The organism is Streptomyces sp. NPDC097981 (genome assembly GCF_040302565.1).
In the GTDB taxonomy this organism is placed as follows: domain Bacteria; phylum Actinomycetota; class Actinomycetes; order Streptomycetales; family Streptomycetaceae; genus Streptomyces.
In genome coordinates this window covers 19,207-43,328 of the sequence record NZ_JBEORW010000003.1, presented here as the reverse complement: position 1 = coordinate 43,328, position 24,122 = coordinate 19,207, and the positions used below count along the sequence as shown (strand labels likewise).

Below are 24,122 nucleotides of genomic sequence, written 5' to 3'. Positions count from 1 at the left end.
CACCGCCGCCCCGCAGCACCGCCGCCCCGCCTCCGGCGCCCTGCGGCGGGGCCGCCGCGGCCCGGCCCGTGACACTCCGTCACGCACGGGCGCGCCCCGGGATCGCCCCCCACGCGCCGGCTCCCCGGCGCCCCGGCGCCCGGTCAACTCCCGGGACGGGCTCGTCCGCTCACCGGACCGGGAGGTGGTACGACAGGCGGTAGCGGTCCGCCGGGACCACCACGTCGGCCGTCTCGACCGCCCGGCCGGACGCGAAGTACGTACGGCAGATCACCAGGACCACATGGCCCGGAACCCCGCCCAGCAGCATGATCTCCTCCGCCAGGCCCGGCCGGGCCCCGACCTCCTCCACCACGTTGTCCACGACGACGTCGATCGCGGCCATCCGGTCGACGACCCCCGAGCCCCCGAGCGGCCCCTCCTCCGGCAGCATCACCGGCGTCCGCCCGGTCACGGCGAGCGGCTCCCACGAGGTCGACAGCATCATCGCCTCCCCCGCGTCGCGGAACACGTACCGCGTCCGCATCACCCGCTCGCCGATCTCGATGCCGAGCCGCTTGGCGATCTCCGCCGGCGCGGCCGTCTGCTCGCTGCCGGACTCCCACGTGCCCCGGGCCCCCGCCTCGGCCTGCTCCTGCCGGAACGGCGTCGAGGCCCCGCCCGTGCGGTATCCGGAGCGGGCGACCCGTCTCGGCACGGGCTGCTCCCGTACGTACGTACCCGACCCGGACCGGCCCTCGACCAGCCCCTCCGCCATGAGGACCTTGCGCGCCTCCAGCGCCACCGTGTCGGAGACCCCGTACTCCTCGCGGATCCGGGCCTGCGAAGGGAGCCGGGCGTGCGGGGGCAGGGACCCATCGACGATCTTCCGTCGCAGATCCCCGGCGACGCGCAGATAGGCCGGCTGCTCACCGAAAGTCACTGGCCACTCCCATCAGGTTGACAGACAGCTACACCCTGGCAACCTGCGGTTGCACATCGCAAGCAAGGGCCAGAGTTTCACCCGAAGTGATGAAGCCAGGTCCTGAAACCCGTTACCGTGCGTTACAGGACACCTTTTTCGGCGGCCCTCAGGCAGCGGCGGAGGAGGACCCGCCCGAATCGCCGCCCGACTGCTCCGCGAGCCAGTCCGGCACCGTCGTCGACAGGCCGTACGCCCCGCGCAGCGCCTTCTCCGTGTCCACGGACAGCGCGCCCGAGGCCTCGTCCCACGCTCCCTGGAACTCCGCCGGCTTCGTCGCCTTCGCCGCCCGCTGCCAGCCCGCGCGCGCCGCCTCGACCTCCTTGAGCTGCGCCCGCGCCGGCCCGGCCAGCTCCGGGTGCTCCTGCGCCCCGGCCAGCATCCGCGCCTCACCGGCCAGCGCCAGGTCCACCTCGCGGGCCCAGTCCCGGTACTCCGGCAGCGCCTCGTCGATCTCCGTCTCCGGCCCGCTCCCGAGCGCCAGGTCGGCCTGGTTCATCACGCGCAGGAAGGCCACCTGCTCCGGCTTCAGCATCCCGGCGTCCTTCCGCAGGCTGCCGCGGTGCTCCTCCTCCGCGGTGCCGATGACGCAGAGCAGCCGCCGGTCGCCGCCCCGCGCATCCCGCGAGGGCGCGAAGTAGTACATGTCCGCGTACGAGGGCAGCGCCCACGTGTCCATCGCGTACGCGTCCTGCGCCTTCCAGCACGCGTCCGTGGCGGCCTTCTTCAGCTCGGGCGCCCCGGGGAAACGGCCGGCGGGGAACCGGGTCGAGGAGGTGACCTCCCCCTCGTGCACCTCGGTGCACGCGATCCGGTAGATGAGCGGGTCCTCGTCGAGCAGGTCCCCGCCCGGGACGTTGAAGCAGTCACCCTCGCGCATCTCGTCGATGTCGGTCAGCTCGCCCTCGACGCGCTCCAGCCGCTGGAGCGTGTCCAGCCGGTCGGACAGCCGGTCCGCCACCCGGTCCGTGACGAGGACGAGGGCCGCGGTCATCGCGACCGACACCGCCAGGCCCGTGATCGCGAGCGCTCTGCCCCGCTCCCCCTTCCGCGCGATCTGGACGAGCGCCACGATCCCGAAGACGATGCCGAGCGGCGGCAGGCACAACAGCCCGACCAGCAGCGACGCGAGCGCGAAACCGTTGAGCGCGGGCTCCCGGTACGGCTGCTGCGGGGGCGGAGCGGGCCAGTAGGGAGGCGGCGGGGTGCTCACGGTGCGGGGGGGCTCCATCACGGGGGGGCGCGAACGAATGCGCGAAATAGTACGCAGCGGGGGCGGCCGCCGTGACGGTCGCCCCCGCCGTTCGACGCGCCCCGTGCTGCGCGTTCGGCCCGAGTGGGTCAGAACTGGAGCGCCCAGGAGTCGATCTTGCCGGTGTCGAGGTCGGCGTTGTCGTTCACGCGGAGCTTCCACACCCCGGCCGCGACCTCCGAAGAGGCGTTGACCGTATAGGTCTTGACGATGTTGTCCGCGCTGCCGCCGCTGCGGTCGTGCAGGGTGTGGACCGAGCCGTCGGGGGCGACCAGGTCGACCTTGAGGTCGCCGATGTACGTGTGCTTGATGTCGACCGACACGCTCAGCGCCGCCGGGGCGTTGCCGGGGACACCGCTGACGGTCAGCGGCGACTCGACGGTCGCGTCGTCGTTGATCGCGTAGTCGTCCGGGTTCTCGAAACGGGTGCCCGGGTTGGGCGGGGTGGTGCCGCCGCCCACGTACAGCAGGCGGTTCGGGGAGCCTGAACCGGGACCGGTCACCACGTTCGGGGTGACCGCGGCGACCAGGGCCGAGGAGACCTGGGCCGGTGTGCTCGCCGGGTTCTGCGAGAGGTACAGGGCGGCCGCGCCCACGACGTGCGGTGTGGCCATCGAGGTGCCCGAGATGGTGTTGGTGGCGGTGTCGCCGGTGCCCCACGAGGAGGTGATGGAGGAGCCGGGGGCGAAGACGTCCAGGATCGAGCCGTAGTTGGAGTAGCTCGCCTTGGCGTCGGCGCTGGTCGTGGCGCCGACCGTGATGGCCTCGGCGACGCGCGCCGGGGACTTGGTGCTCGCGTCCGTGGACTCGTTGCCCGCGGCGACGCCGTACGTGATCCCGGAGGCTATGGAGTTGCGCACGGCGGTGTCGAGCGCGGAGTCGGCGCCGCCGCCGAGGGACATGTTCGCCACGGCCGGCTTGACGGCGTGCTGGGTCACCCAGTCGATGCCGGCGACGACCTGGGCCGTCGTACCGGAGCCGTTGTTGTCGAGGACGCGGACACCGACGATCTTGGCCTTCTTGGCCACGCCGTACGAACTGCCCGCGACGGTGCCGGCGACGTGCGTTCCGTGGCCGTGGCCGTCCTGGGCGGTGTTGTCGTTGTCGATGGCGTCGTAGCCGTAGGAGGCCCGGCCGCCGAACTCGCCGTGGGTGATGCGGACGCCGGTGTCGATGATGTACGCGGTGACGCCCTCGCCGGCCTTGTCCGGGTAGGTGTAGCTGCTGTCGAGCGGGAGTGCGTGCTGGTCGATGCGGTCCAGGCCCCAGGAGGGCGGGCCGGGCTGGGTGCCCTGGGCGTCGTCGACGGTGAACGTCCGGTTCTGCACGACGGACTTGACCGCCGGATCGGCGGCGAGCTTCCTGGCCTGCACATCGGAGGCGGCGACGGAGTAGCCGTTGAGGGCGGCGCTGTGGTCCGGTCGATCTTCGCGCCGTGGCGCCTGGCGACGGCCTTGCCGCTGTCCGCGGTGGAGCGGGCGGCCGAGTCCTTCAGGGTCACGATGTAGCTGCCGGCGACGGAGCCGGGGGCTCCGGCGTTCTCGACGACGCCCTGGGGGCCGTTGTCGGCGGCGGAGGCCGGTAACGCGGCGGCGGCGCCGAGCGCGAGTGCCGCGACCGCGGTCGCGCTGATGCCGGCGAGTTTCCGGCGGGTGTGACGCATCACGGACATGCGGGGGTCCTCCTCATAGGCGGTGCGGTGCGGGGGGTGGGGCAGCAGATTTACATGCCCATGACAATCCAAGGGGCCTGCCGGGCTGCCGCCTCCGAAAGGTTGACCCACCCGTTCGCCATCCCACAAGGGCACGGCGAACGCGTAACATCCGTGCCATACAACGGCCATGAATGAGCAAAGGCGCTCTGCACATGACGCACGCACTCCCCGGTTACGTCTGTCCCGAAGACGCCACGCGGGCGGACGCCCGGACGGCACCCTGGTGCTGCCCGCTGTGCGGTGGGCCGTGGGACCTCGACTTCACACCGGATCCGGCCAGTCCGCTCGAACCGGCCGCGGGACCCAACTCGCTGTGGCGGTTCGGGCCGGCGCTGCCGCTGCCGGGGGCGTTCTCCGTGACGCTGTCGGAGGGGAACACCCCGCTGGTCCCGCTCGCGGAACGGGTTCACGCCAAGCTCGACTTCCTGATGCCGACGCTCTCGTTCAAGGACCGGGGCGCGGTGATGCTCGTGGAGCTGGCCCGCCGGCTGGGTCCGGAGCGGGTCGTCGCGGACAGCAGCGGCAATGCGGGGACGGCCGTGGCCGCGTACTGCGCGCGGGCCGGGCTGGATTGTGAAGTTTTCGTGCCCGAGGGCACCTCGGAGAAGAAGACGGAGCAGATGCGGGCGCACGGGGCGGCGGTCCGCGTCGTGCCGGGCGGCCGGGAGGCGACGGCGGCGGCGGCGCGGGCGGCCGCCGGCCTGCCGGGCGTCTTCTACGCGAGCCACGTCTTCAACCCGTACTTCCTGCACGGGACGAAGACGTACGTGTACGAGGTGTGGGAGGAGCTCGGCGGCAGGCTCCCCGAGACCCTCGTCGTCCCGGTCGGCAACGGCACCCTGCTGCTGGGGGCGGCGCTGGCGGTCGGGGAACTGGCCCGGCGCGGGGTGAAGCCGCCGGCGCTGATCGCGGTGCAGGCGGCGGCGGTGTCCCCGCTGGCCGCGGCCTTCGCCGCGGGTGCGGAGGACGCCGACCCGGTGCCGGAGCTGCCCACGCTGGCCGAGGGGATCGCGATCCCGGCCCCGCCGCGGGCCCGGCAGATCCTGGCCGCGGTCCGCGCGTCCGGCGGCACCTTCCTGACGGTCCCGGAGCCGGCCCTGCGCGCGGCCCGGCGGGACCTGGCGCAGCGCGGGCTCTTCGTGGAGCCGACGGCGGCGGCCTGCTGGGCGGCGGTGGGACCGTTCTCCCCCGACGACCCCCTCCGGGGCCGCAGCGCGGTCCTCCCCCTCTGCGGGGCGGGCCTCAAGGCGGCGGGCCCGGCCGCCTGACCAACGGCGCCACGCGCCCACGCGCCACGCCCCCGCGCCCCCGCGTACATGTCGGAAAATCGCCAGCCGCGGGCGGGACCGGTCTGGTGAACTGGGCCCATGACCACCACAGTTGATCTCGCCCGCCGCTTCGCCGAACTCCACGACCCCGCCGCCCCGCTGGCCCTGGCCAACGCCTGGGACGTCGTCAGCGCCCGCCTCGTCGAGGCCGCCGGCGCCCCCGCCGTCGCCACCACCAGCGCCGGGGTCGCCTGGCCCCTCGGCGCACCCGACGGGGACGCGCTGACCCGCGACCGCGCCCTCGACCTGGTCGCCCGGGTGGTCGCGGCCGTCTCCGTCCCGGTGACCGCCGACATCGAGGGCGGCTTCGGCGCCGACCCCGCGGGGGTCGCGGAGACCGTCACCGGGGTCCTCGCCGCCGGCGCGGCCGGCATCAACATCGAGGACGGCACCCGGGCCGCCGCCGACCACGCGGAGCGCGTCGCCGCGGCGCGTGCCGCCGCGGACACCGCCGGGGTCCCGCTGTACGTCAACGCCCGCGTCGACACGTACTTGTTCGGCCTCGGGGACGAGGAGGACCGGCTCGACGAGACCCTCGCCCGCGCCGCCGCCTACCTCCGGGCGGGCGCCAGCGGCATCTTCGTCCCCGGCGTCACCGACCCGGCCGTCGTCGCCGAACTGGCCAAGGGCATCGACGCCCCGCTCAACATCCTCGCCGGCCCCGGCGCCCCCTCCGTCGCCGAGCTCGGCGCCCTCGGCGTCGCCCGCGTCAGCCTCGGCTCCTCGGTCGCATCGGCCGCGTACGACGTGGTCCGCCGCGCCGCGCAGGAGCTGATCGCGGGCGGCACGTACACCACGCTCGACGCGTCCCTCCCGTACGGCGAGCTGAACGCCCTGCTCAAGGGCTGAGACCGGGAAGCGTGTACACGCCAACGACCCCGGGATCCGGTCATGCGCACCTCGGAGAGTGTTGAGAGCAGGCTTCCGGGAACCGCCGGTCGCAGGTCACCGGCGCCGTCTGGACCGCGTGATCGTCAGCACCGGGCGCAGGCAGTGGCGGCCGAGGGGACGGCGCCCCGTACCCGCGGCCCGCGGCCCGGCGTCAGTCCCGGGCGGCCCGCTCGTACAGCGCCTTGGCCTTCTCGTCGAACAGCGCGGCCGTGGAGTCCACGTCCGTGTTCCCGCCGCTCAGCACCCCGATCAGCCGGCCCGGGTTCCCCGGACCGCCCCGGTCGGCGATCCAGGGGCTGCCGCTCGTGCCCGACCAGAAGCCCGCGCAGCTGATGTACAGCATCGCGGGGTCCTCCTGGTCGTGGCCGGTCTGGGTGGTGCAGGAGACGGGCTTGTTCTGCGGATTGCGGTCCGATTCCGGATAGCCGACGACCGTCACCTCGCGCTCGTACCCCGAGGTCCAGTCGGGCTTCGGGGCCTCCTCGGCGCCCCCGACCACCTGCTGGACGGTGCGGCCGTCCTTGTCCGGCTCGATGCTGAGGAAGGCGAAATCGGCGGTGTCCTCGCCCCATTTGGTCCAGCGCTCGTCCACGTGGACCGCGCGGACCTTCCACACCCCGAGGGGCTGGCGGCCCGCCCCCTCCCCGGTGAAGGCGGGGGCGAAGGAGAGGTCGCCGATGGCCCGGCCGTCGTGCGCGACCTCTCCGGGCGCACCGCCCTCCCCCGCCGGGGCCACGCAGTGCGCGGCGGTCGCCACGACGGTGCCCTTGGGGCTGTCGACGACGCTCGCCGTGCACCAGTGCTCCCCGTTCGCCATGAGCACGCCGACGCCGGGGAAGGGGTGCACCGCGTTCGCGTCCTCGTCCGTCGCCTTGACGAAGCCGACGGCGAGCACCGCCACCACTCCGGCTGCGGCCGCCGCCGATGCACCCCTCACCACTGCGTTCATCGCACGCCGGGATCGGGGGTCGGTGCGAGCATCACCTTGCTGATCCACGCCAGCGCGCCCTCCCTCATTCCGCGTACGTACGACTTTCCGTTGTGCTCACCATCCTGGATCACCTGGAGCTTGGTGTGCACGGGGCCCTTCCCATACTCGTCCATGAACTTCTCGGCCTTCTCGCGGCCGGTCTCCTTGGTGCCGATCTGGAAGTTGATGTAGACGTCCGGACCACCCTCCTTGATCAGCTTCTCGGCGAGCTTCTCGGGGTTGTTCTCGTCCATGGCCTGCGTGTTCCCCTTCCACAGCGGGGAGTCGGGGACGATGTCGACCCCGCTCGCGATGGCCGCCTTGAACCGGTCGGGGTACTTCAGGACGTGCTTGAACGCGCCGAATCCGCCCGCGGAGGAGCCCATGAAGGCCCACCCGTCCCGGGAGGTGAAGGTCCGGAAATTGGCCTTCGTGAAATCGGGGATGTCCTCGGCCATCCAGGTGCCCATCTTGGGCTCGCCGGGGATGTCCGAGGCGTCGAAGTGGTGCTTGGTGTCCGCGTTGTGCACCGGCATGATCAGGATGAAGGGCAGGCTCGTACCGGCCTTCGCCCCGTCGCTCACGGCCTTCTCCAGGCCGAGGCCCGGGCCCGTTCCCCAGTAGTTGGTGGGGTAGCCCCGGCCGCCCGGCAGGGAGATCAGGACCGGGAAGGCGCTCTTGGCGTACCTCGGTTCGTCGTACTCCTTGGGGACCCACACCCACACGTCACCGGTGAACCCGGACTTCGCGCCGGTCAGGGTCGTCCGGCCGATCTGCGTGCCGTCGGGCAGCCGGTACGTCCGGACGAACTGGGCCTTCGGCCCGGTCGGCATGCTCACTCCCTGCCGGATGTCCTCGCTCGCGGCCGACTCCTGGACCTTCCCGAAGGACACCGGATCCCCTATGTCGGAGAAGAGCCCGTACTTGTACGCCGCCGCGCCGGCCCCGGCGGCGAGGGCGAACGCCAGCGCACCGCTGATCAGAAGCCTGCGCGGGCGCTTGGGACGGCGGCGGCCCGTGGTCGGCGGGCCTTCCTCGGTCATGAGGCCGGCGTCGCCCTGAAGCTGGTCATGCTGCACGGATTTGTCCCGTTCCTTCTCCGGCGCTCCCGAAGAGCGCGGGTCCGACCGATCGGTCCCCCTTACACCCTTTACAGAGGTGTCAACGATCGGATGGGTTGCCTGGGACCGGCGGGACGTGGCGCTTGCCACCCCGGGCCCGGGCTCCGTGCGTACGGCCTGGTCAGCCGGTCGCGGGCTGCGGCGCCTTCAGCACCTTGCTGATCCACTCCAGGGAGCCTTCCTTCATGCCCCGGACGTAGTGCCAGCCGTTGTGCTCACCGTTCTGGATGTCGCGGATGGTGGTCTTCACCGGCCCCTTGCCGAACTGCTGCTGGAACTTGACCATCCGGTCCTTGCCGGTCTCCTTCGTGCCGACCTGGAAGTTGATGTAGACCTCGGGGCCGTTCGTGTCGATCAGCTTCTTGGCGAGCTTCTCCGGGTTGTTCGCGTCCATCTCCGCCTGGTGGCCCTTCCAGAGCGGGGAGTCCGGGACGATCTCGCCGCCGCTGGCGATCACGGCCTTGAACCGGTCCGGGTACTGCAGGACGGTCTTCATGCCGACGAAGGCGCCGGAGGAGGAGCCCATGAAGGCCCAGCCGTCGCGGGACTTGTACGTACGGAAATTGGCCTTGGCGAAGTCCGGGACGTCCTCGGCGATCCAGGTGCCCATCTTGGGCTGGCCGGGGATGTCGGCGCCGTCGTAGTAGTACTTGCTGTCCGGGTTGAGCACCGGCATGATCACGATGAACGGCAGGCTGGTGCCGGCCTGGACGCCCTCGCTGATGGCCTTCTGGAGGCCGAGGCTGCGGTCGGACCAGTAGTTGGCCGGGAAGCCGTTGCCGCCGGGGAGCGCGATGAGCACCGGGAAGGCGCTCTTCTCGTACTTCGCCTCGTTGTACTCCTTCGGCGTCCAGACCCAGACGTCGCCCTCGAAGCCGGACTTCGCGCCCGCGAGGCGGGTCTTCGCGATGATCGTGCCATCGTCGAGCTTGGCGGTCTGCTTGAAGTCGGACTTCGGGCCGGCCGGCAGCTGTACGTCCGGATCGCCGGTGGGCTTGGCGGGGGCCGACGGCGCGCCCGGGGACTGCTTGCCCGCGTCGGGCGCGGCCGACGCGGGGGCCTTGCCGAAGCTCACGGAGCCGCCGTTGCCGGAGAACCACTCCAGCTTCCAGGCGGCGAAGCCTCCGCCGCCGAGCAGGAGCGCGAAGGCCACGGCGGCGGATATCCATATCGCGCGGCGGGAGCGAGGCGGCCGCGGCGCTCCGGGATCCTGCGGCCCGGACGGCGGCTCGTACGGGGGCGGGGGCTGCCGTTCGAGGCCGGCCTGCGGGTACTGGTGCACGAACTTCGCTCCGAACGGTCATGGCTGCCCCCCGTTGGGACAGAACAGCCGGCTATCTCCTTGGTTCTGATGTGCGCATCCCACGGACAGTTCCGAAACCCGGCACATACATGGCCTGGATCTCATCCGTCCGGAACCCGAACAGCAGAACTCACCTCTGGGCGTCGAGCGCCTCCGCACACCGCCCGAGCAGGCTGATCAGCTGCTCCCGCTCCTCGTCCGTGAACGCGGCGGCGAGCGCCCGCTCCACCCGTACGGCGCCGGCGTCGGCGAGCTCCATCACCGCCCGGCCCTCGTCGGTGAGCCGGGTCTCCAGCACGTTGCGGTGCCATTCGTGCGGGGTCCGCTCGATGAGCCCGCGCTCCTGGAGGTTCTTCAGCACCGTGTTCATGGTCGGCGGCGTCACCCCGCACAGGCGGGCGAGCGCTGCCGCGGAGATCCCCGGCTTCTCGGCGAGCCAGAGCAGCGCGGCGTACTGCGGAACCGTTACTGCGGCGGGCCTGAACGCAGCGTTCTTGGCCGCGAGCAGCGCCTGCTCGGCGCGCTTGACGTGCGAGCCGATGCGCTCCTCGGGAGGCATGGAGGTCATCCCTGCATCCTAAGGCCCTTGCATGCATTAGAGCTCTAATCTATCTTCGTGTTCACCTACACGGAAGAGGACACTCGTTGTGCTGAAGAAGCTCCTGCCCGCCACGCTCCTGGCCCTGACCACGGCACTCACCCTGGGCGTCCTCCCGCCCGCCGAGGCCGCGGACGGGACCACGGACAGCCGCATCGCCACGGCCTTCACCCTCCCCGGCGAGAAGGTCTACCCCGAAGGCATAGCCACCGACCCCCGCAACCAGACCGTGTACGTCGGCTCGTACGCGGACGGCACCGTCTACCGGGCCCGCCCCGGGCGGCGCACCGCCGAGGTGTTCCTGCCGGCCGGCAGGGACGGCCGGCACACGGCGAACGGGCTGCGCGTCGATGCCCGCGGCCGCCTCTGGGTGACCGACTCCACCTCCGGGGTCTCCGTCTACGACACCGCGTCGGGCACGCGCCTGGCCCACTTCGAGGTCGCGGGGACCGCCCCCTTCTTCGTCAACGACCTGGCCATCACCCCGGACGGCACCGCCTACCTGACGGACAGCTTCGGCGCGCTCGTCTACCGGGTCACCCCGGCCCAGCTCGCGGCCGGCTCGGGCCCGCTGACCGCCGCGTACGACCTGCACGACCACCTCACCCCGTACCCGGGGCGCACCGTCAGCCTCAACGGGATCGTCTCGGACCCGGCGGGCCGCTTCCTCCTCGCCGTGGACATGACGGCGGGCGACCTCCACCGGATCGACCTGCGCACCGGCGCGATATCCCGCGTCGCCCTCCAGGGCGGCGACCTCACCCACGCCGACGGCCTCGACCTCGCGCCCGACGGCACCCTGCGCGTGGCCCACAACACCACGAACACCCTGACACGGTGGCGCCTCGACCCCGACGGCACCCGGGCCCGGCTGACCCGGACGATCACGGACGCATCCCTGCAGATCCCGACCACCCTCAGCCACACCCCGGGCCGCACGCTCGTGGTCCGCTCCCAGTTCGACAAGGGCGGCCCCATGGGCCCGGGGACGCCGACGGCGTTCACGATCGCCTCGGTCCGCGGCCTCTGATCCTTCACACGCCGCCCGCACGCTTCGGCCCCGGCAGGCCTCAGCGGCTTCGCAGCGCTGCGCTGGACTCCGTTCAGCGACGACCCGGGGTCCGGCGGGCAGGCGGGCAGGCGGGCAGGCGGGCAGGCGGGCAGGCGGAGCGTTCGCCGTCAGCGGGCGGCGCCGAGCCGCGCCTGCTCCTCCTCGACGATGCGCCGGGCCAGCGAGGTGTCCGAGACGTCGACCGCCTCGGGCGCCGACTCCGCCACCACGCTGCGCCGGGCGTACGCGTCGAAGAGCCGCGCCTTGCGCTCCAGCACCTCCAGCATCCGCTGGTCCACCCCGTCGGTGGCGAGCAGCCGGTGCACCCGCACGGCACGCACCTGGCCCATCCGGTGCGCGCGGGCCACCGCCTGCTGCTCCATCGTCGGCTTGACCTGCGGCTCGCAGATGATCACCACGGAAGCCGTCTGGAGGTTGATCCCGATGCCGCCCGCCTCGATCTGCGCGAGCAGCACCGCGTGCCCGGCCGCCGCGACGAACCCGTCGACGAGCCGCTGGCGGCGCGCTGCCGGCACGCTCCCGGAGACCGGACCGAAGAGCCGGCCCCCGAGCGGCGGGCGGCCGAGCACGTCCCCGACCACCCCGAGCACCTCGCGGAAGGAAGAGAACACCACGACCTTCAGGCCGTTGGCGGCAGCATCCGCCACCAGCTCGCACAGCCGTTGCAGCTTCGCCGACTTCTCCGGCTCCGCGTACGCGGCCCTGCGCATCGCCGTGAAGTTGCCGGCCCGCACGGCCGCCCGGTAGGCGTCCCGGTCGGCCGCGCTCAGCTCCTCCCATTCGTCGGTCCACTGGAGCCCGGGCAGTTCGGCGAGTACGTCGCGCTGGTTGCGCCGCAGGTACGCGGGCGCCACCGCCTTGCGGAAGGCCTTGGACCCGGCGACCGTGTCGACGTCGCCGATCCCCGAGGCCGCCTCGGGCCGCAGGATCCGTACGAGACTGCGGAACTCCGAGACCCGGTTCTCCATCGGGGTGCCGGTGAGGAAGAGGACGTACGCACAGCGGGCGGCCCAGGCGGCGACCGCCAGGGAGCGCTGCGCCTGCGGGTTCTTCACGTGGTGCGCCTCGTCCACGACGAGCATCCCCAGCCGGCCGGCGGCGAGTTCGGGGAAGCCGGTCAGCGCCTGGAAGGTCGTCACGGCCACCCCGCCCTCCCCGCGCCAGTCCGCGAACGCGTCGTGCCGGCCGGGGCCGTGGAGGGCGACGGCGCGCAGGGTGCTGCGCGCCTCGATCTCGCGGGTCCAGTTGATCAGGACGCCGGCCGGGCAGACCACCAGGAAGTGGCTCTGCCCCTGGGCGGCGAGGTGCGCGAGGGCGGCGAGCGCCTGGATCGTCTTGCCCAGCCCCATCTCGTCGCCGAGGATCACCCGCCGCTGCGCGAGGGCGAAGCGGGCGCCGAAGGACTGGTACCCGCGCAGCGAGACCCGCCGGTGCGTGCCGTCGAGCGGCTGGGCGCGGACCCGTTCGGCCAGCGCTTCGGGCAGGAATCCCCGGGCGGCGGCCGGGTCGGGGCCGCACCCGGCCTGCTCGGTGATCTCCGCGAGCAGGCCGTGGTACTCGGCGGAGCGCAGCTCGAAGTCGACCCAGGCGGCCGCCTCGTCGGCGGGGCCGCGCAGCAGGTCCACCGAGGCCTGCCCGAGCAGCACGGGCACGCCGCCGCCTTCGGCCTCCGCGGCCAGCCGGCCGATCTCCCGGGCGGCGGCGAGGGCCCGCTCGCGCCGCTCCCGGCCCGCGAACCACCTCTGCAGCAGGCCGGCGGCGGGCCGTGCGGCGGCGAGGAGCGGGCCGAGCCCGGCGTCCAGTGCCGTGGCCGCCTCGACGGCCCGGCGGGCGTCGGGCCCGGCCTCGACGAGCAGCTGGAGGGCCGTGACCAGGGCGGTGGTGCGGGGCTCCGGGCGGTCCACGTCGAGGTGCACGGCGACGGTCTCCCCGACGGCTTCGGCGAGCTGCCGTGCGGCGCCGAGCGCCTGGTCGGCGGTCTGCTGCCCCACTCCGGGGATCTGCCGCAGCCGGTGGCGCCCGGCGTCCAGCACCTGCTGCACGGTGTCGAACCCGGCCGCCTCGATGGCGGCCACCCGCAGCCGTCCCTCGGTGACGAGGGTCAGCCGGTCGACGGGGATCCGCCGCAGCTCGGAGCGGGCCAGCTCGGTGTGGATCGGCTCCCAGGCCTCCCGTACGGCTTCGACGGCCCGCCGGTGGTCGCTCAGCAGTGCGGCGGCCGCCGCGTGCAGGCGCTCGCCCGCGTCGATCGCCTCGGACGCCCTGCGCCGCATGCCCCTCACCCCTCGACTGCGCCCGGCTGCGCCGGGTAACGACTGCACGCAACCTACCGTCAGCGGCGCGGCGCCCGCCCGCGGGCGAGTACGGCCAGGGCCGCCAGGGTGACGGCCCCGGCGGACTCGACGACGAGGGTGGGGCGCACCAGCTCCGCGTCGGGGGACTCGGTGAAGCCGAACAGCCCCGAGGTGAGGGCGAGGACCAGCCCGGCGAGGGTGCCGGCCGTGAACAGGCCGGTGAGGGCGGCCACGGCGCCGAGGTGGCGGGCGGGGGCGGCCGCGAGCGCGAGGGCCAGCAGGGCGCCGCCGATCCCGTTGAGCAGGAACAGCACGCCGATCACGTGCAGGTCCGCGTACCCCGTGGCCCAGAGGCGGAGGTGGATCGCGGCCATCGCCGCGGTCAGGCCGGCGCCGAGCAGCCTCAGGGCGAGGACGGCACCGGCACCGACGTGCGCGGCGGGACCTTCGGCCGGGCGCCCGGCGGCTCGCTCGGCGGAGCGCTCAGTAGCCATGGGTGGCACCACCCACGGTGATCTCCGTCTTCATCCCGAGGTCCTTGTGCCCGTCGACGGGGCAGTAGACCTCGTACGTACCGTCCTTGAGGGTGATGTCGAGCTTCCCGCTCTCCCCCGGTTCCAGGGTCTTCGAGCGCTGCTCTCCGCCCGGCCCCTCGATCTCCAGGGCGTGGTCGTGGTGGCCGGTGTTCTTGACGGTGAACGCGTAGTCCCCGGCCGTGAACGTCTTCTTCGACAGGGCGATGTGGAAGTCGCTGAGATCCGCCGTGACCGGGGTCGCGGCCGCCTCGGCGCTCTTGGCCGGCGGGGGCGCGGCAGGGGCGGCCGCCGATCCGCTCCCGTAGCCGCCGCCGCTTCCCCCACAGGCCGCGAGCAGCCCCGCGAGCGCCCCGGCGGCCAGCCCCAGCCCCGCGCGCCTGGTCCGGCTGAGTGTTCCTGTCATGGCTCGGCCCTCCGGCTCGGCCCTCCGCTGTGTTCTGTCGCAGGGGATACGCAGGGACGACGCTGGGGGATTTACCGGACAGGAGGACAATGAAGGGGTGTTTCCCCACGAACCGGACCCAATCCATCCGGGAAGGCCGAACGTACCCACTGATGTGCAGAGAATGGGCCTCCCCCTCGGGCGTGCACCGGACGAAGCGCTGCTGTCGGGCCTGATGACGGGCGATCCCGAGATCGCCGTCGCGTTCGTGCGCCGCTTCCAGCGCACTGTCTTCGGTGTGGCCATCGCCGTGGTCGGCGACGCGCAGCTCGCCGAGGACATCGCGCAGCAGACCTTCGAGCGGGCGTGGCGGCACGCGCAGGTCTACGATTCGCGCCGCGGGTCGGTACGGACCTGGCTGACGGCCATCGCGCACCACCTGGCCATCGACGCGGTCCGGGCCCGCCGGGCCAATCCGGTCGCCCCCGAGGACCTGGACGCCCTTCTCGACATCGTGACGGAGACACCCGAACAGCACGCGCTCGCCGCCGAGACGTCGGCCGGGATACGGGCGGCTCTGGCCGACCTGCCCCGGGAGCAGGCACGCGCCCTGGTGATGGCGGGAATCTACGGGATGACCGCACAGCAGATCGCCGACTTGGAGCAGATCCCGCTCGGGACCGCCAAGACGCGGATCCGGACGGCGATGCACAAGCTGCGCAGGACCTTGGGGGCCGAGGAGAGCCGGCGATGAGCGAGATGACCTGCGAGCAGCTGAGGGAGCTCGACGCCGAGCTGGCGCTGGGCATCCTTCCGGCCCGGGAGCGCGCCCGTGCGGTGGCCCACCTGGACCAGTGCCCGGGCTGCCGGGTGCACATCGAGAAGCTGGCCCTGGTCGGCGACGGCCTGCTCGGCCTGCTGCCGGGCACGGAGCCCCCGGTCGGTTTCGAGAGCCGCGTCACCACCGCCCTCCTGCCACCCCCGCCCCCGAAGCCGGCGCCGGCCCGCCGGCGGCTGCTGCCGCGGCCCCGGGTCGCGGCCGCGGCGGCGGCCCTGGCCGTGGCGTGCGGGTTCGGCGGCTGGGCGGCGGGTACGGCGATCGAGCAGGCGTCGGCGCCCGCGTCCCCGACGGCCCGCGCGAACGCCCAGCTGCTCCAGGCGCCGCTGATGACGGACGGCCGGGAGGTGGGCCGGGTCTTCGCCCATCCGGGCACGCAGGGCTGGCTGTACATGTCGGTGGACCTGGAGAAGCCGGCGCCCGAGGTCAGCTGCGTCCTGGACCACAAGGACGGGACGATGACCCGCCTGGGCACCTTCTCGCTCCAGGACGGCTACGGCTACTGGGTCGCGACCGCCGACGTGAACCCCACGACCCTCGCGGGCGCCCGCCTCCTCACCCCGGACGGCTCGGTCCTCGCCTCGGCCCACTTCGCCTGACCGGTCACCGACGGTGACGGTCCGACATGCGGGAGTGACCGTCCGGTGCCAGGGTGGGGGACGTCCCCCGTGGACGTCCCCCTCACCCCTTCCGAGGAGCGAAACCGTCATGGCGAAGAAGCAGCCGCCCCTGGACAAGGCCAGCAAGCTCAACCAGCAGGCCAAGCAGAAGATGCAGGAAGCCAAGGGCCATGCGCAGAGGCCCATGTCCGACGACATGGACATGGACATGGACACGGAGATGGGCATGGGCATGGAGGCGCCCGAAGACCGTCCCCGCCGCTCGGACTCCCCCGGCTCCCGCCGCTAGCACCCCGGGCGCGCCCGCTCCCCTCCGGGCGCGCCCGTCGGCCGGTCAGGGGACGGTGAACGTCAAGGTGGCCGGCGGGCCGTCGGCCCGGGGGGCCGAGATGCGGGTGGTGCCCTCGCGTACCGCGCGCAGCTCCCACTCGCGGTGGCCCGTGCCCGTCACGTTGCTGATGCGGATCAGCAGGACCGAATCACCCTGGGCGGTGGGTTCCGGCCCGCCTTCCGGGAGGGGCAGGAGCAGCCGGGCCGTCTGTCCGACCGTGAGCCGCCCCACGAAGCCGTCGTCGGCCCCGGTGAGTGCGCGGCCCTGCGCCGGGGTCGGCGCGCCGGCGCCCGTGGCGCCCGTACCACCCGGGTCATGCGTGCCTTTCGCGGGCGGACGCGCCCGGCCGCCCCCGCACCCCGTGAAGAGCGCGAGGGCGGCGAGGCACACCAGCCGTCGGTCAGCCACCGTCACGCACGTTGAACCGCAGCAGTACGTCGACCTGGTACAGCAGCTGGTTCCGCGTCGACGCCGGGTTGTTGTAGACCGCCTCGGCGACCGCCATCGCCGCCCCGAAGGTCGAATCCGTCTTCAGGTCGCCGTTGGTGTCGACCGGCGTGGACAGGTCGTAGGACCCGTTCGCGAAGTTGAGCCACGCCGCGAGCAGCTGCTGGGACACCAGCGGCCTCGGCTGCGGGGAGCCCGAGCTCAGGATCGCGTACGCCTGGGCCTCGGTCAGCGGCCCGTACACCGTGCTCATGAACGAGACCACGCTCAGCAGGCAGGCCCGCTGGGCCGGCGTGAACTGGTCCGGCGCCCGCCCGTCGTACTCGCCCATCCAGTACGCCTGGTTGCGCGCCCGCAGCGCATTGCCCGTGGTGATCACGGAAGCCGTGTCGGAGGCGCTGCCGCCGTCGTCGTCCTGGCCGGTGAAGGTCAGCGTGGTGACGCAGGCGGCCGGGTAGGCGTGCGATTTCGTCGCCGTCACGTTGCGCGGCTGGATCGAGGGGCTCGGGTCCGGGTCGGTGGCCGGCGGGTTCACCAGCGAGACCAGGTTGTCCGAGGCGCCGTCGCCCCACAGCCACGTCAGGGTCAGGTCGTCGCTCCCGGGGTCGGTCGACGTGCCGGTCACGGCGACCGGCGTGCCGGCGTGGGCGATGAAGGCCTTCTGCCCGTTGTACGTCGTCTGCCCGTCGGCCGAGATCGCCGCGGTCGGGTCGGTGTTGGTGATCGTCGCGTCGACCGAGCGGCAGGTGCTCGTGTCGTCGTCACTGGCGCAGACCTCGATCGTGAAGGTGCCGTCGTCCCCGTACGTGTGCGCCGCGGCGAAGCTCAGCGTCGCGTCGGGGCGCGTGTTCTCCAGCGCGCCGGTCAGCTCCTGCGGGCCCGCTCCGTCGCCCCAGTCGACCGTGGCGGTCAGCGGGTCGAGCCAGCCCGGGTCGGTGATCTCGCCCGTGAGGGTGACCGGGGTGTTCTCCCCGGCCGGAGGGACCGGCTGCAGGGTCACGGCGGGCGCGGCGTTCGCGACGGTGACGGTCGTCGAGTCGGTGTCGGTGTTGCCGGCGCTGTCGGTCACCCGGAGTCCGACGGTGTAGGCGCCGTCCTGGCCCACCTGGCCGAAGGTGGTGGTGACGCCGGTGGCGTCGTCGTACTGCCCGTCGTTGTCGAGGTCCCACGCGTACGTCGTCAGGTCCCCGGCCGAGGGCGCGGTCCCTTTGGCGGAGCCGGCGGCGCTGAGCGTGACGTCCGTGCCCTCGTTCGTCGTGTACGGGCCGCCGGCGGCCGCGGTCGGCAGGCAGGCGGCCGGTACGGTCTCGTCGGCCGTCACGGTGTTCTGGTCCGCGCTCGACCCGGCGTTCGCTCCCATGCCGCGGCCGGCGAAGACCCGCCACAGCAGGCACTGGTTCGCGCCGGCGTTGTTGGTCATGTCGGCGGCCAGGATGCCGTCGCGCGCGTCGAGGTAGCTCGGCGAGGTGACGGTGTTCTTCATGCCGTCGATGACGAGCTGCTCGGTGAACGCGATGCCCTTCGCCTTGCGGATGTCGTACATCGTCGCGGCCCAGATCTCGCCGTTGCGGTGCACGCCGCGGGCCGGGCTGAAGGTGCCCCACTTCTCGGTGGACGTGTCGTAGGCCTGCGAGCGGACGCCGGTGGCCGTGTTGCCCGTGACGTATTCGCCGACCGTCGCGTCGCCCCACTTGAGGAAGGAGATCGCGTCGCTCCAGCCCTCGCCGAGGGCGCCGGTCTGGGCGCCGCCGCCGAGGTTGCCGCCGCCGACCAGGCGGCTGGACACGCCGTGGCCGTACTCGTGCGCGATGACGTCGCCGTCGAGCGAACCGTCGCGCCAGGGCTGGCCCGGCGGCTGCCACATGTACATCTGCATGCGCGGGCTGGCGCCGTCCCCGGGGGTGCCGAAGTTGGCGTTGTTCGTGCACCGGATCGCGTTCGGCGGCGTGCTGCCGTCCAGGCAGCCGAAGTCCCAGCCGTCCTGCGCCTCGGCCAGCACCGGGTCGCTGCCCGTGCCGCCGCGGCCGAAGTTGTCGACCTGGAAGTTCCGCGACGCCTCGTCGAACCCCAGGTTGTAGAGGTAGTCGTGCATCACGTTGGTGTAGTAGAAGAGCTGCGTGATGACGGGGTTCACGTCCGCGTCGAGGTTGGCCTGCGTCGCGGCGGCGTTGGTGCGCCAGGTGTCGTTGAACGTGTAGTTGAAGTGCTGGTAGTCCGGGTCGCCGCCGGCCGGGGACTGCGGGCGGAGGGCGTCGTTCCCGGTGTCCGGCACGGTGTTGTCGCCGTCCTCGTCCCGGTAGGCGTTGACGTTGTTGCCCTGGGTCAGCCGGTCCGCCACCCAGGAGCCGTCGCGCCCGGTGAACGGCGTGACCGTACGGGTGGCGCCGCTGATGTCCGGGTGCTGGGCCGTGAAGACGGTCCCCTCGGGACCGGCGTGGTGGTACCGGCTCTCGCGGCTCAGGAGCCGGCCGTCGGCGGCGTCGACCACGGTCTCGTACCAGGAGGTGCCGGAGACCTCGATGTCGGTGAGCCAGGCCGGGCGCAGCTCGCGGCCGGAGTCGCTGGGGAACCACACCAGCTCGGCGGTGACGTCGTTGGGCTTCGTCAGCCTCTTGGCATAGACGTTCTTGAACTTCTGCCGGCCCTTGTTGCGGTTGTCCGTGCCCGTGATCTCGCGCTGGGGGCGCGCGCCCTGCGCCTCGGCGGCGTGGTCGAGGGCCTGCTTCGCCGTCAGCTCGACGGTCCCGGCCGGCTCGGCGGTCACCACCTGGCCGCCGAGGATAACCAGGCGGCCGCGCTTGTCGACGGTGGCGGTGAGCAGCCCGCCGTGGACGCGCATGCCGTCGATGCTCTGACCGATGGTCACCTGCCGGGCCCCGTTGTGCTTCGTGGGGTAGGAGGAGAGGACGACGAGCTGCCCCGCCTGCTCGGCCGTCAGGCCGAACTCCCCGCGGTGCGCCCGTACATACGCGAGCGCGACGTGCTCGGGGGCCTCACCGGAGGGCGGGGTCAGATAGCCGCCGGAGTTGAAGATCATCCGCGCATGCCCCGTCGCGGGGTCGCGCCGTACGGTCGGATCGGCGGGGTCCGCGGCACCCGGCGGCACGGCCGTCGCCAACCCGGGTGCCAGAGCCAGCAGCAGGCTCGTGGTGGTCACTGCGGTCCACATCCTCGTACGGAATCGCCATCTGGTCACGGCCTGAGCCTCCCGAGCGCCCACGCTCCCCCCTGGTCTGCTGTCGAGACCGCGCGCGCTCCGTGAACATACTCAGCAAGATCCACACGTCAACGAGGCTCTCCGCGCGCCTCCCCCGCCCGCCGGAATCTTCCGCGGCTCCCTCCGGCGCCGCGCCCCCTTCGAGATCACCCTCGACCTCGACAACCCCACCCCACCGCGAAGCCCCCGAGCACCGGCACGGACATGCCCGGCGACGCACTGCTCCGAGGGATCGCCGGGAATCCCGAGGCCGCCTTCCACCTGTCCTGCGACGGCGAGTTCGGCCTTGCCCGCACCGACCCGATCGAATCGATCGCCCTGCCCAACGGCCTCCCGGTGGAGCCCGTCGCCGGCTGCGGCGCGGGCGGCACCCACCACCTCTGCGGCCCGGCCGTCTCCGACGGCTCCCGCCCCGTCCTCCACACCGACTCCGAGGCTCAACTCCGGCGGCCCGCACCGTCCCCGACGGGTTCCTCCCGAGTGGGGCCGGACCCGATTGCTGCTGACATTGCGTCAAGACATCCGGCACTCATCCGGCACGGCGATGACGAAAGGGCCGACCCCCTGAAGAGTCGACCCCTTCTGACCTGCACGCTTGACGAATCATCCAGCGTAAAGCAACGGCACGATCACACGTTGAAGCGGAACTCGACCACGTCGCCGTCCTGCATGACGTAGTCCTTGCCCTCCATGCGGGCCTTGCCCTTGGCGCGGGCCTCGGCCACCGAGCCGCAGTCGACCAGGTCCGCGAAGGAGATGACCTCGGCCTTGATGAAGCCGCGCTGGAAGTCGGTGTGGATCACGCCGGCCGCCTCGGGGGCCGTGGCGCCCTGCTTGATGGTCCAGGCGCGGGTTTCCTTCGGGCCGGCCGTCAGGTAGGTCTGGAGGCCCAGGGTGGCGAAGCCGACGCGGCCGAGGGTGGCCAGGCCGGGCTCGTCCTGGCCGACCGACTGGAGGAGTTCGAGGGCCTCCTCGTCGTCCAGCTCGGAGAGGTCCTGCTCCAGCTTGGCGTTCAGGAAGATCGCCTCCGCCGGGGCGACCAGCGCGCTCTGCTCCGCCTTGAAGGCGTCGTCCACCAGCTCGTCCTCGTCCACGTTGAAGACGTAGAGGAACGGCTTCGTGGTCAGGAGGTGCAGCTCGTGGAGGAGGTCGCCCTGCTCCGTGCCCTTCGTGATGCCCTGCGAGAACAGGGTGTCGCCCGCCTCAAGGATCTTCTGCGCCTTCTCGACCGCCGCCAGGACCGCGACCTTGTCCTTCTGGAGGCGGGACTCCTTCGTCAGGCGCGGAATGGCCTTCTCGATGGACTGGAGGTCGGCGAGGATCAGCTCGGTGTTGATCGTCTCGATGTCGTCCTTCGGCGAGACCTTGCCGTCGACGTGCACGACGTTCTCGTCCTTGAAGGCACGGATGACCTGGCAGATCGCGTCCGACTCGCGGATGTTCGCGAGGAACTTGTTGCCCAGGCCCTCGCCCTCCGAGGCGCCGCGGACGATGCCCGCGATGTCGACGAAGTCGACCGTCGCCGGCAGGAGGCGCTGCGAGCCGAAGATGCCCGCGAGGACGGCCAGGCGCGGGTCCGGGACGCCGACGACGCCGACGTTCGGCTCGATGGTGGCGAACGGGTAGTTGGCCGCCAGCACGTCGTTCTTGGTCAGGGCGTTGAACAGGGTCGACTTGCCGACATTCGGCAGGCCGACGATTCCGATCGTGAGCGACACGTTGGCGACTTCCCGTAGCTGGAGGGGGCGGCGGCCCGGGAGTGGGCCACCGGACAGTTTACTTTCCGATGAGCGGCAGTCGTTGTACGCGTGTCCCCACACCGATACCGCGCTCGGCCCACCTAGTTTTGTGGGGTGGAGCAATACAAGACGCGTTCGGTGGATCACCCTCGGCGACAGCAGCCGCGGCGCCCGGCCCAGGGTCCGGACCGGCCCATCGGCGGCGTGCCCGCCCAGGGCGGCCGGCCCCGGCCCGCGCCGGCCCGGCGGCTGCCGCGGCCCCGGCTGACCGGGCTCGGCGGCGGGCTGTTCGCGTGCACCGCCATGACCCTGGTCGCCGGGATCGTCTGGCTGCTCTTCGACAGCTCGCTGTTCGCGTACGGACTGCTCTTCCTGCCCGTCGCGGCAGCCACCGCCCTCTGGGTGCGCCCCGCCGACCTGATCACCGCCCCGATCAGCGCCCCCATCGCCTTCGCCGTCGGAGTCTGGCCCGTCTCCGGCGGCTCCGGCAGCTTCGGCGCGCAGCTCATGGGCATCGTGTCGGTCCTGGCGCTGCACGCCGGCTGGCTTTACGGCGGAACGCTCGTCTCCGCGCTGATCGTCGTCGTACGGAAGGCCGTGCTCATCTCCCGGCGGAGGCTGCCCCGCCGCACGGCCTAGCCTGCCCGACGCCTAGCCGGCCGATCCCCTCGCCGCCATCGCCGCCCCCACGATGCCCGCGTTGTTCCGGAGTTTCGCCGGGACGATCTCGGCGCGGACGTCCCTTATCAGCGGGAGGAACTTCTCCGGCTTGCGGCTGACGCCGCCGCCGATGATGAAGAGGTCCGGGGAGAAGAGCATCTCCACGTGCTCCAGGTACCTCTGCACCCGGTGCGCCCAGCGCTCCCAGGTGAGGTCCCCGTCCTCCTTGGCCTTGACCGAGGCCCGCTTCTCCGCGTCGTGGCCCTTGAGCTCCAGGTGGCCGAGCTCCGAGTTCGGGACCAGCCGGCCGTCCGTGAACAGGGCGCTGCCGATGCCCGTGCCCAGAGTCAGCATGATCACCGTCCCGTCCCGGCCGCGGCCGGCGCCGTACGTCATCTCCGCGATCCCGGCCGCGTCGGCGTCGTTGAGGACCGTGACGGGCTGGCCGCCGAGCCGGTCCGAGAGCAGGGACGCCGTGTCGACACCGATCCAGCCCTTGTCCATGTTGGCCGCCGTACGGGTGACGCCGCCGGTGACGACCCCCGGGAACGTCACCCCCACGGGGCCGTCCCAGTCGAAGTGGCGCACCACCTCGACGACACAGCCGGCCACCCCGTCAGGGGTGGCCGGCTGCGGTGTCAGTACTTTGTGGCGCTCCTGCGCCAGGTCGCCACGGTCCAGGTCCGCGGGAGCGCCCTTGATCCCGGAACCGCCGATGTCCACGCCGAAGATCTGCATGGAATCACCGTACGAAACGGTCTACTTCTCGGCGACCAGTGCGGCCGCTTCGGCGCGCAGGTCGCGGCGCAGTTCCTTCGGCAGCGAGAAGACGATCGACTCCTCGGCCGTCTTGACGATCTCCACGTCCGCGTAGCCGCGGGCGGCCAGCCACTCCAGGACCTCTTCGACCAGCACCTCCGGCACCGAGGCGCCCGAGGTCAGGCCCACCGTGGTGACGCCCTCCAGCCAGGCCTCGTCAATCTCGCTCGCGAAGTCGACGAGGTACGCGGCGCGTGCGCCCGCGTCGAGGGCGACCTCGACCAGCCGGATCGAGTTCGAGGAGTTCTTGGAGCCGACGACGATGACCAGGTCGGAGTCGGCGCCCATCACCTTGACCGCGGCCTGGCGGTTCGAGGTGGCGTAGCAGATGTCGTCGCTCGGCGGCGAGACCAGCAGCGGGAACCTGGTCTTCAGCGCGTCGACCGTCTCCATCGTCTCGTCGACGGACAGGGTGGTCTGCGAGAGCCAGACGACCTTCGACTCGTCGCGCACGACGACCTTGTCCACGTCGTCCGGGCCGTCGACGATCGTGATGTGGTCCGGGGCCTCGCCGGAGGTGCCGATGACCTCCTCGTGGCCCTCGTGGCCGATGAGGAGGATGTCGAAGTCCTCCTTCGCGTACCGGACGGCTTCCTTGTGGACCTTGGTGACCAGCGGGCAGGTCGCGTCGATCGTCGCGAGCTTGCCGGCCGCAGCCTCCTCGTGCACCACCGGCGCCACGCCGTGCGCGGAGAACATCACGATGGAGCCCTCGGGCACCTCCTCCGTCCGCTCGACGAAGATGGCGCCCTTCTTCTCCAGCGTCTGGACGACGTACTTGTTGTGCACGATCTCGTGCCGGACGTAGACAGGCGCACCGTACTGCTCAAGGGCCTTCTCGACGGCGATCACGGCTCGGTCCACGCCCGCGCAGTAGCCGCGCGGGGCGGCGAGCAGGACGCGTCGGGAAGCGGGAGCAGGGGCGGCAGCAGTCATGCGGTCCATCGTACGGGGGTCTCCGGGAGGCCTGACGTCGCCCGTTCGGAACAGACTGGGGCGAACGCACGAGCCGACCGCCCCTCGGAGGAA

General features: G+C 72.3%; 21 protein-coding genes and 1 pseudogene. 7 read left to right on the top strand and 15 right to left on the bottom strand.

All coding sequences use genetic code 11. The features are described from left to right. Nucleotides 1–169: 169 nt before the first annotated feature. The 3 genes and pseudogenes from ABTY04_RS03500 to ABTY04_RS03490 form a co-directional block, all read right to left on the bottom strand. Entirely contained in the window at nt 170–922 is a 753-nt protein-coding gene (locus tag ABTY04_RS03500; RefSeq protein WP_352211634.1) for a GntR family transcriptional regulator, read from the bottom strand. Between the two features lie 148 nt (nt 923–1,070). After that, nucleotides 1,071–2,174: a DUF4190 domain-containing protein gene (locus ABTY04_RS03495; protein ID WP_352211633.1), complete on the bottom strand. Its 1,104-nt coding sequence runs from the start codon at nt 2,172–2,174 to the stop codon at nt 1,071–1,073. 128 nt (nt 2,175–2,302) lie between these two features. Continuing rightward, nucleotides 2,303–3,885 (bottom strand): annotated as a pseudogene (locus tag ABTY04_RS03490) (S8 family peptidase). Between the two features lie 194 nt (nt 3,886–4,079). Between ABTY04_RS03490 and ABTY04_RS03485 the strand changes: the two are divergent. After that, nucleotides 4,080–5,195, top strand: coding sequence for a pyridoxal-phosphate dependent enzyme (locus ABTY04_RS03485; RefSeq protein ID WP_352211632.1), 1,116 nt, complete (start codon nt 4,080–4,082; stop codon nt 5,193–5,195). Nucleotides 5,196–5,294: 99 nt separating this feature from the next. Beyond that, nucleotides 5,295–6,104, top strand: coding sequence for an isocitrate lyase/PEP mutase family protein (locus tag ABTY04_RS03480; protein ID WP_352211631.1), 810 nt, complete (start codon nt 5,295–5,297; stop codon nt 6,102–6,104). 193 nt (nt 6,105–6,297) lie between these two features. Here the strand turns inward: ABTY04_RS03480 and ABTY04_RS03475 are convergent, their stop codons facing one another. From ABTY04_RS03475 to ABTY04_RS03460, 4 genes are all read right to left on the bottom strand, one after another. Then, entirely contained in the window at nt 6,298–7,083 is a 786-nt protein-coding gene (locus ABTY04_RS03475) for a trypsin-like serine peptidase (RefSeq protein WP_352211630.1), read from the bottom strand. A gap of 8 nt (nt 7,084–7,091) precedes the next feature. Further along, entirely contained in the window at nt 7,092–8,195 is a 1,104-nt protein-coding gene (locus tag ABTY04_RS03470) for an alpha/beta hydrolase (RefSeq protein WP_352211629.1), read from the bottom strand. 163 nt (nt 8,196–8,358) lie between these two features. Next, nucleotides 8,359–9,390 (bottom strand): alpha/beta hydrolase, encoded by a 1,032-nt coding sequence (locus tag ABTY04_RS03465; protein WP_352211628.1) that lies wholly within the window; start codon nt 9,388–9,390, stop codon nt 8,359–8,361. 280 nt (nt 9,391–9,670) lie between these two features. After that, entirely contained in the window at nt 9,671–10,108 is a 438-nt protein-coding gene (locus tag ABTY04_RS03460; RefSeq protein WP_352211627.1) for a MarR family winged helix-turn-helix transcriptional regulator, read from the bottom strand. A 79-nt stretch (nt 10,109–10,187) separates the two neighbouring features. Here ABTY04_RS03460 and ABTY04_RS03455 point away from each other — a divergent pair, with 79 nt between their 5' ends. After that, nucleotides 10,188–11,168 (top strand): SMP-30/gluconolactonase/LRE family protein, encoded by a 981-nt coding sequence (locus ABTY04_RS03455; RefSeq protein ID WP_352211626.1) that lies wholly within the window; start codon nt 10,188–10,190, stop codon nt 11,166–11,168. Between the two features lie 149 nt (nt 11,169–11,317). Here ABTY04_RS03455 and ABTY04_RS03450 read toward each other — a convergent pair whose 3' ends face one another. Genes ABTY04_RS03450 through ABTY04_RS03440 form a run of 3 tightly spaced genes read right to left on the bottom strand, consistent with a single transcriptional unit; the run spans nt 11,318 to nt 14,443 of the window. After that, nucleotides 11,318–13,483, bottom strand: coding sequence for a DEAD/DEAH box helicase (locus tag ABTY04_RS03450; protein WP_352211625.1), 2,166 nt, complete (start codon nt 13,481–13,483; stop codon nt 11,318–11,320). 59 nt (nt 13,484–13,542) lie between these two features. Then, a complete protein-coding gene (locus ABTY04_RS03445; protein WP_352211624.1) occupies nt 13,543–13,998 on the bottom strand; it encodes a hypothetical protein in 456 nt (151 codons plus the stop codon). Next, nucleotides 13,988–14,443 (bottom strand): copper-binding protein, encoded by a 456-nt coding sequence (locus ABTY04_RS03440; RefSeq protein ID WP_352211623.1) that lies wholly within the window; start codon nt 14,441–14,443, stop codon nt 13,988–13,990. Before ABTY04_RS03440 ends, ABTY04_RS03445 begins: the two co-directional genes overlap by 11 nt. 163 nt (nt 14,444–14,606) lie before the next feature. Here ABTY04_RS03440 and ABTY04_RS03435 point away from each other — a divergent pair, with 163 nt between their 5' ends. The 3 genes from ABTY04_RS03435 (at nt 14,607) to ABTY04_RS03425 (ending at nt 16,169) form a co-directional block, all read left to right on the top strand. Next, entirely contained in the window at nt 14,607–15,176 is a 570-nt protein-coding gene (locus ABTY04_RS03435; RefSeq protein ID WP_352211622.1) for an RNA polymerase sigma factor, read from the top strand. Then, on the top strand, nt 15,173–15,859 hold the full coding sequence (locus ABTY04_RS03430; RefSeq protein ID WP_352211621.1) for a zf-HC2 domain-containing protein: 687 nt from the start codon (nt 15,173–15,175) through the stop codon (nt 15,857–15,859). Before ABTY04_RS03435 ends, ABTY04_RS03430 begins: the two co-directional genes overlap by 4 nt. A gap of 109 nt (nt 15,860–15,968) precedes the next feature. Then, nucleotides 15,969–16,169 (top strand): hypothetical protein, encoded by a 201-nt coding sequence (locus ABTY04_RS03425; protein WP_352211620.1) that lies wholly within the window; start codon nt 15,969–15,971, stop codon nt 16,167–16,169. A gap of 45 nt (nt 16,170–16,214) precedes the next feature. Here the strand turns inward: ABTY04_RS03425 and ABTY04_RS03420 are convergent, their stop codons facing one another. From ABTY04_RS03420 to ychF, 3 genes are all read right to left on the bottom strand, one after another. Continuing rightward, entirely contained in the window at nt 16,215–16,619 is a 405-nt protein-coding gene (locus tag ABTY04_RS03420; RefSeq protein ID WP_352211619.1) for a hypothetical protein, read from the bottom strand. Beyond that, nucleotides 16,612–19,815, bottom strand: a complete 3,204-nt coding sequence (locus ABTY04_RS03415; protein ID WP_352211618.1) for a M36 family metallopeptidase — start codon at nt 19,813–19,815, stop codon at nt 16,612–16,614. The genes ABTY04_RS03420 and ABTY04_RS03415 overlap by 8 nt, the downstream gene beginning before the upstream one ends. 689 nt (nt 19,816–20,504) lie before the next feature. After that, on the bottom strand, nt 20,505–21,593 hold the full coding sequence (gene ychF / locus ABTY04_RS03410; RefSeq protein ID WP_352211617.1) for a redox-regulated ATPase YchF: 1,089 nt from the start codon (nt 21,591–21,593) through the stop codon (nt 20,505–20,507). Between the two features lie 135 nt (nt 21,594–21,728). Between ychF and ABTY04_RS03405 the strand changes: the two genes are divergently transcribed. Next, nucleotides 21,729–22,253, top strand: a complete 525-nt coding sequence (locus ABTY04_RS03405) for a DUF6542 domain-containing protein (protein WP_502996546.1) — start codon at nt 21,729–21,731, stop codon at nt 22,251–22,253. A gap of 12 nt (nt 22,254–22,265) precedes the next feature. Here ABTY04_RS03405 and ppgK read toward each other — a convergent pair whose 3' ends face one another. Both ppgK and ABTY04_RS03395 read right to left on the bottom strand, forming a co-directional pair. After that, a complete protein-coding gene (gene ppgK / locus ABTY04_RS03400) occupies nt 22,266–23,012 on the bottom strand; it encodes a polyphosphate--glucose phosphotransferase (protein ID WP_352211616.1) in 747 nt (248 codons plus the stop codon). A 21-nt stretch (nt 23,013–23,033) separates the two neighbouring features. Then, entirely contained in the window at nt 23,034–24,038 is a 1,005-nt protein-coding gene (locus tag ABTY04_RS03395; RefSeq protein ID WP_352211615.1) for a 4-hydroxy-3-methylbut-2-enyl diphosphate reductase, read from the bottom strand. Nucleotides 24,039–24,122: the final 84 nt, after the last annotated feature.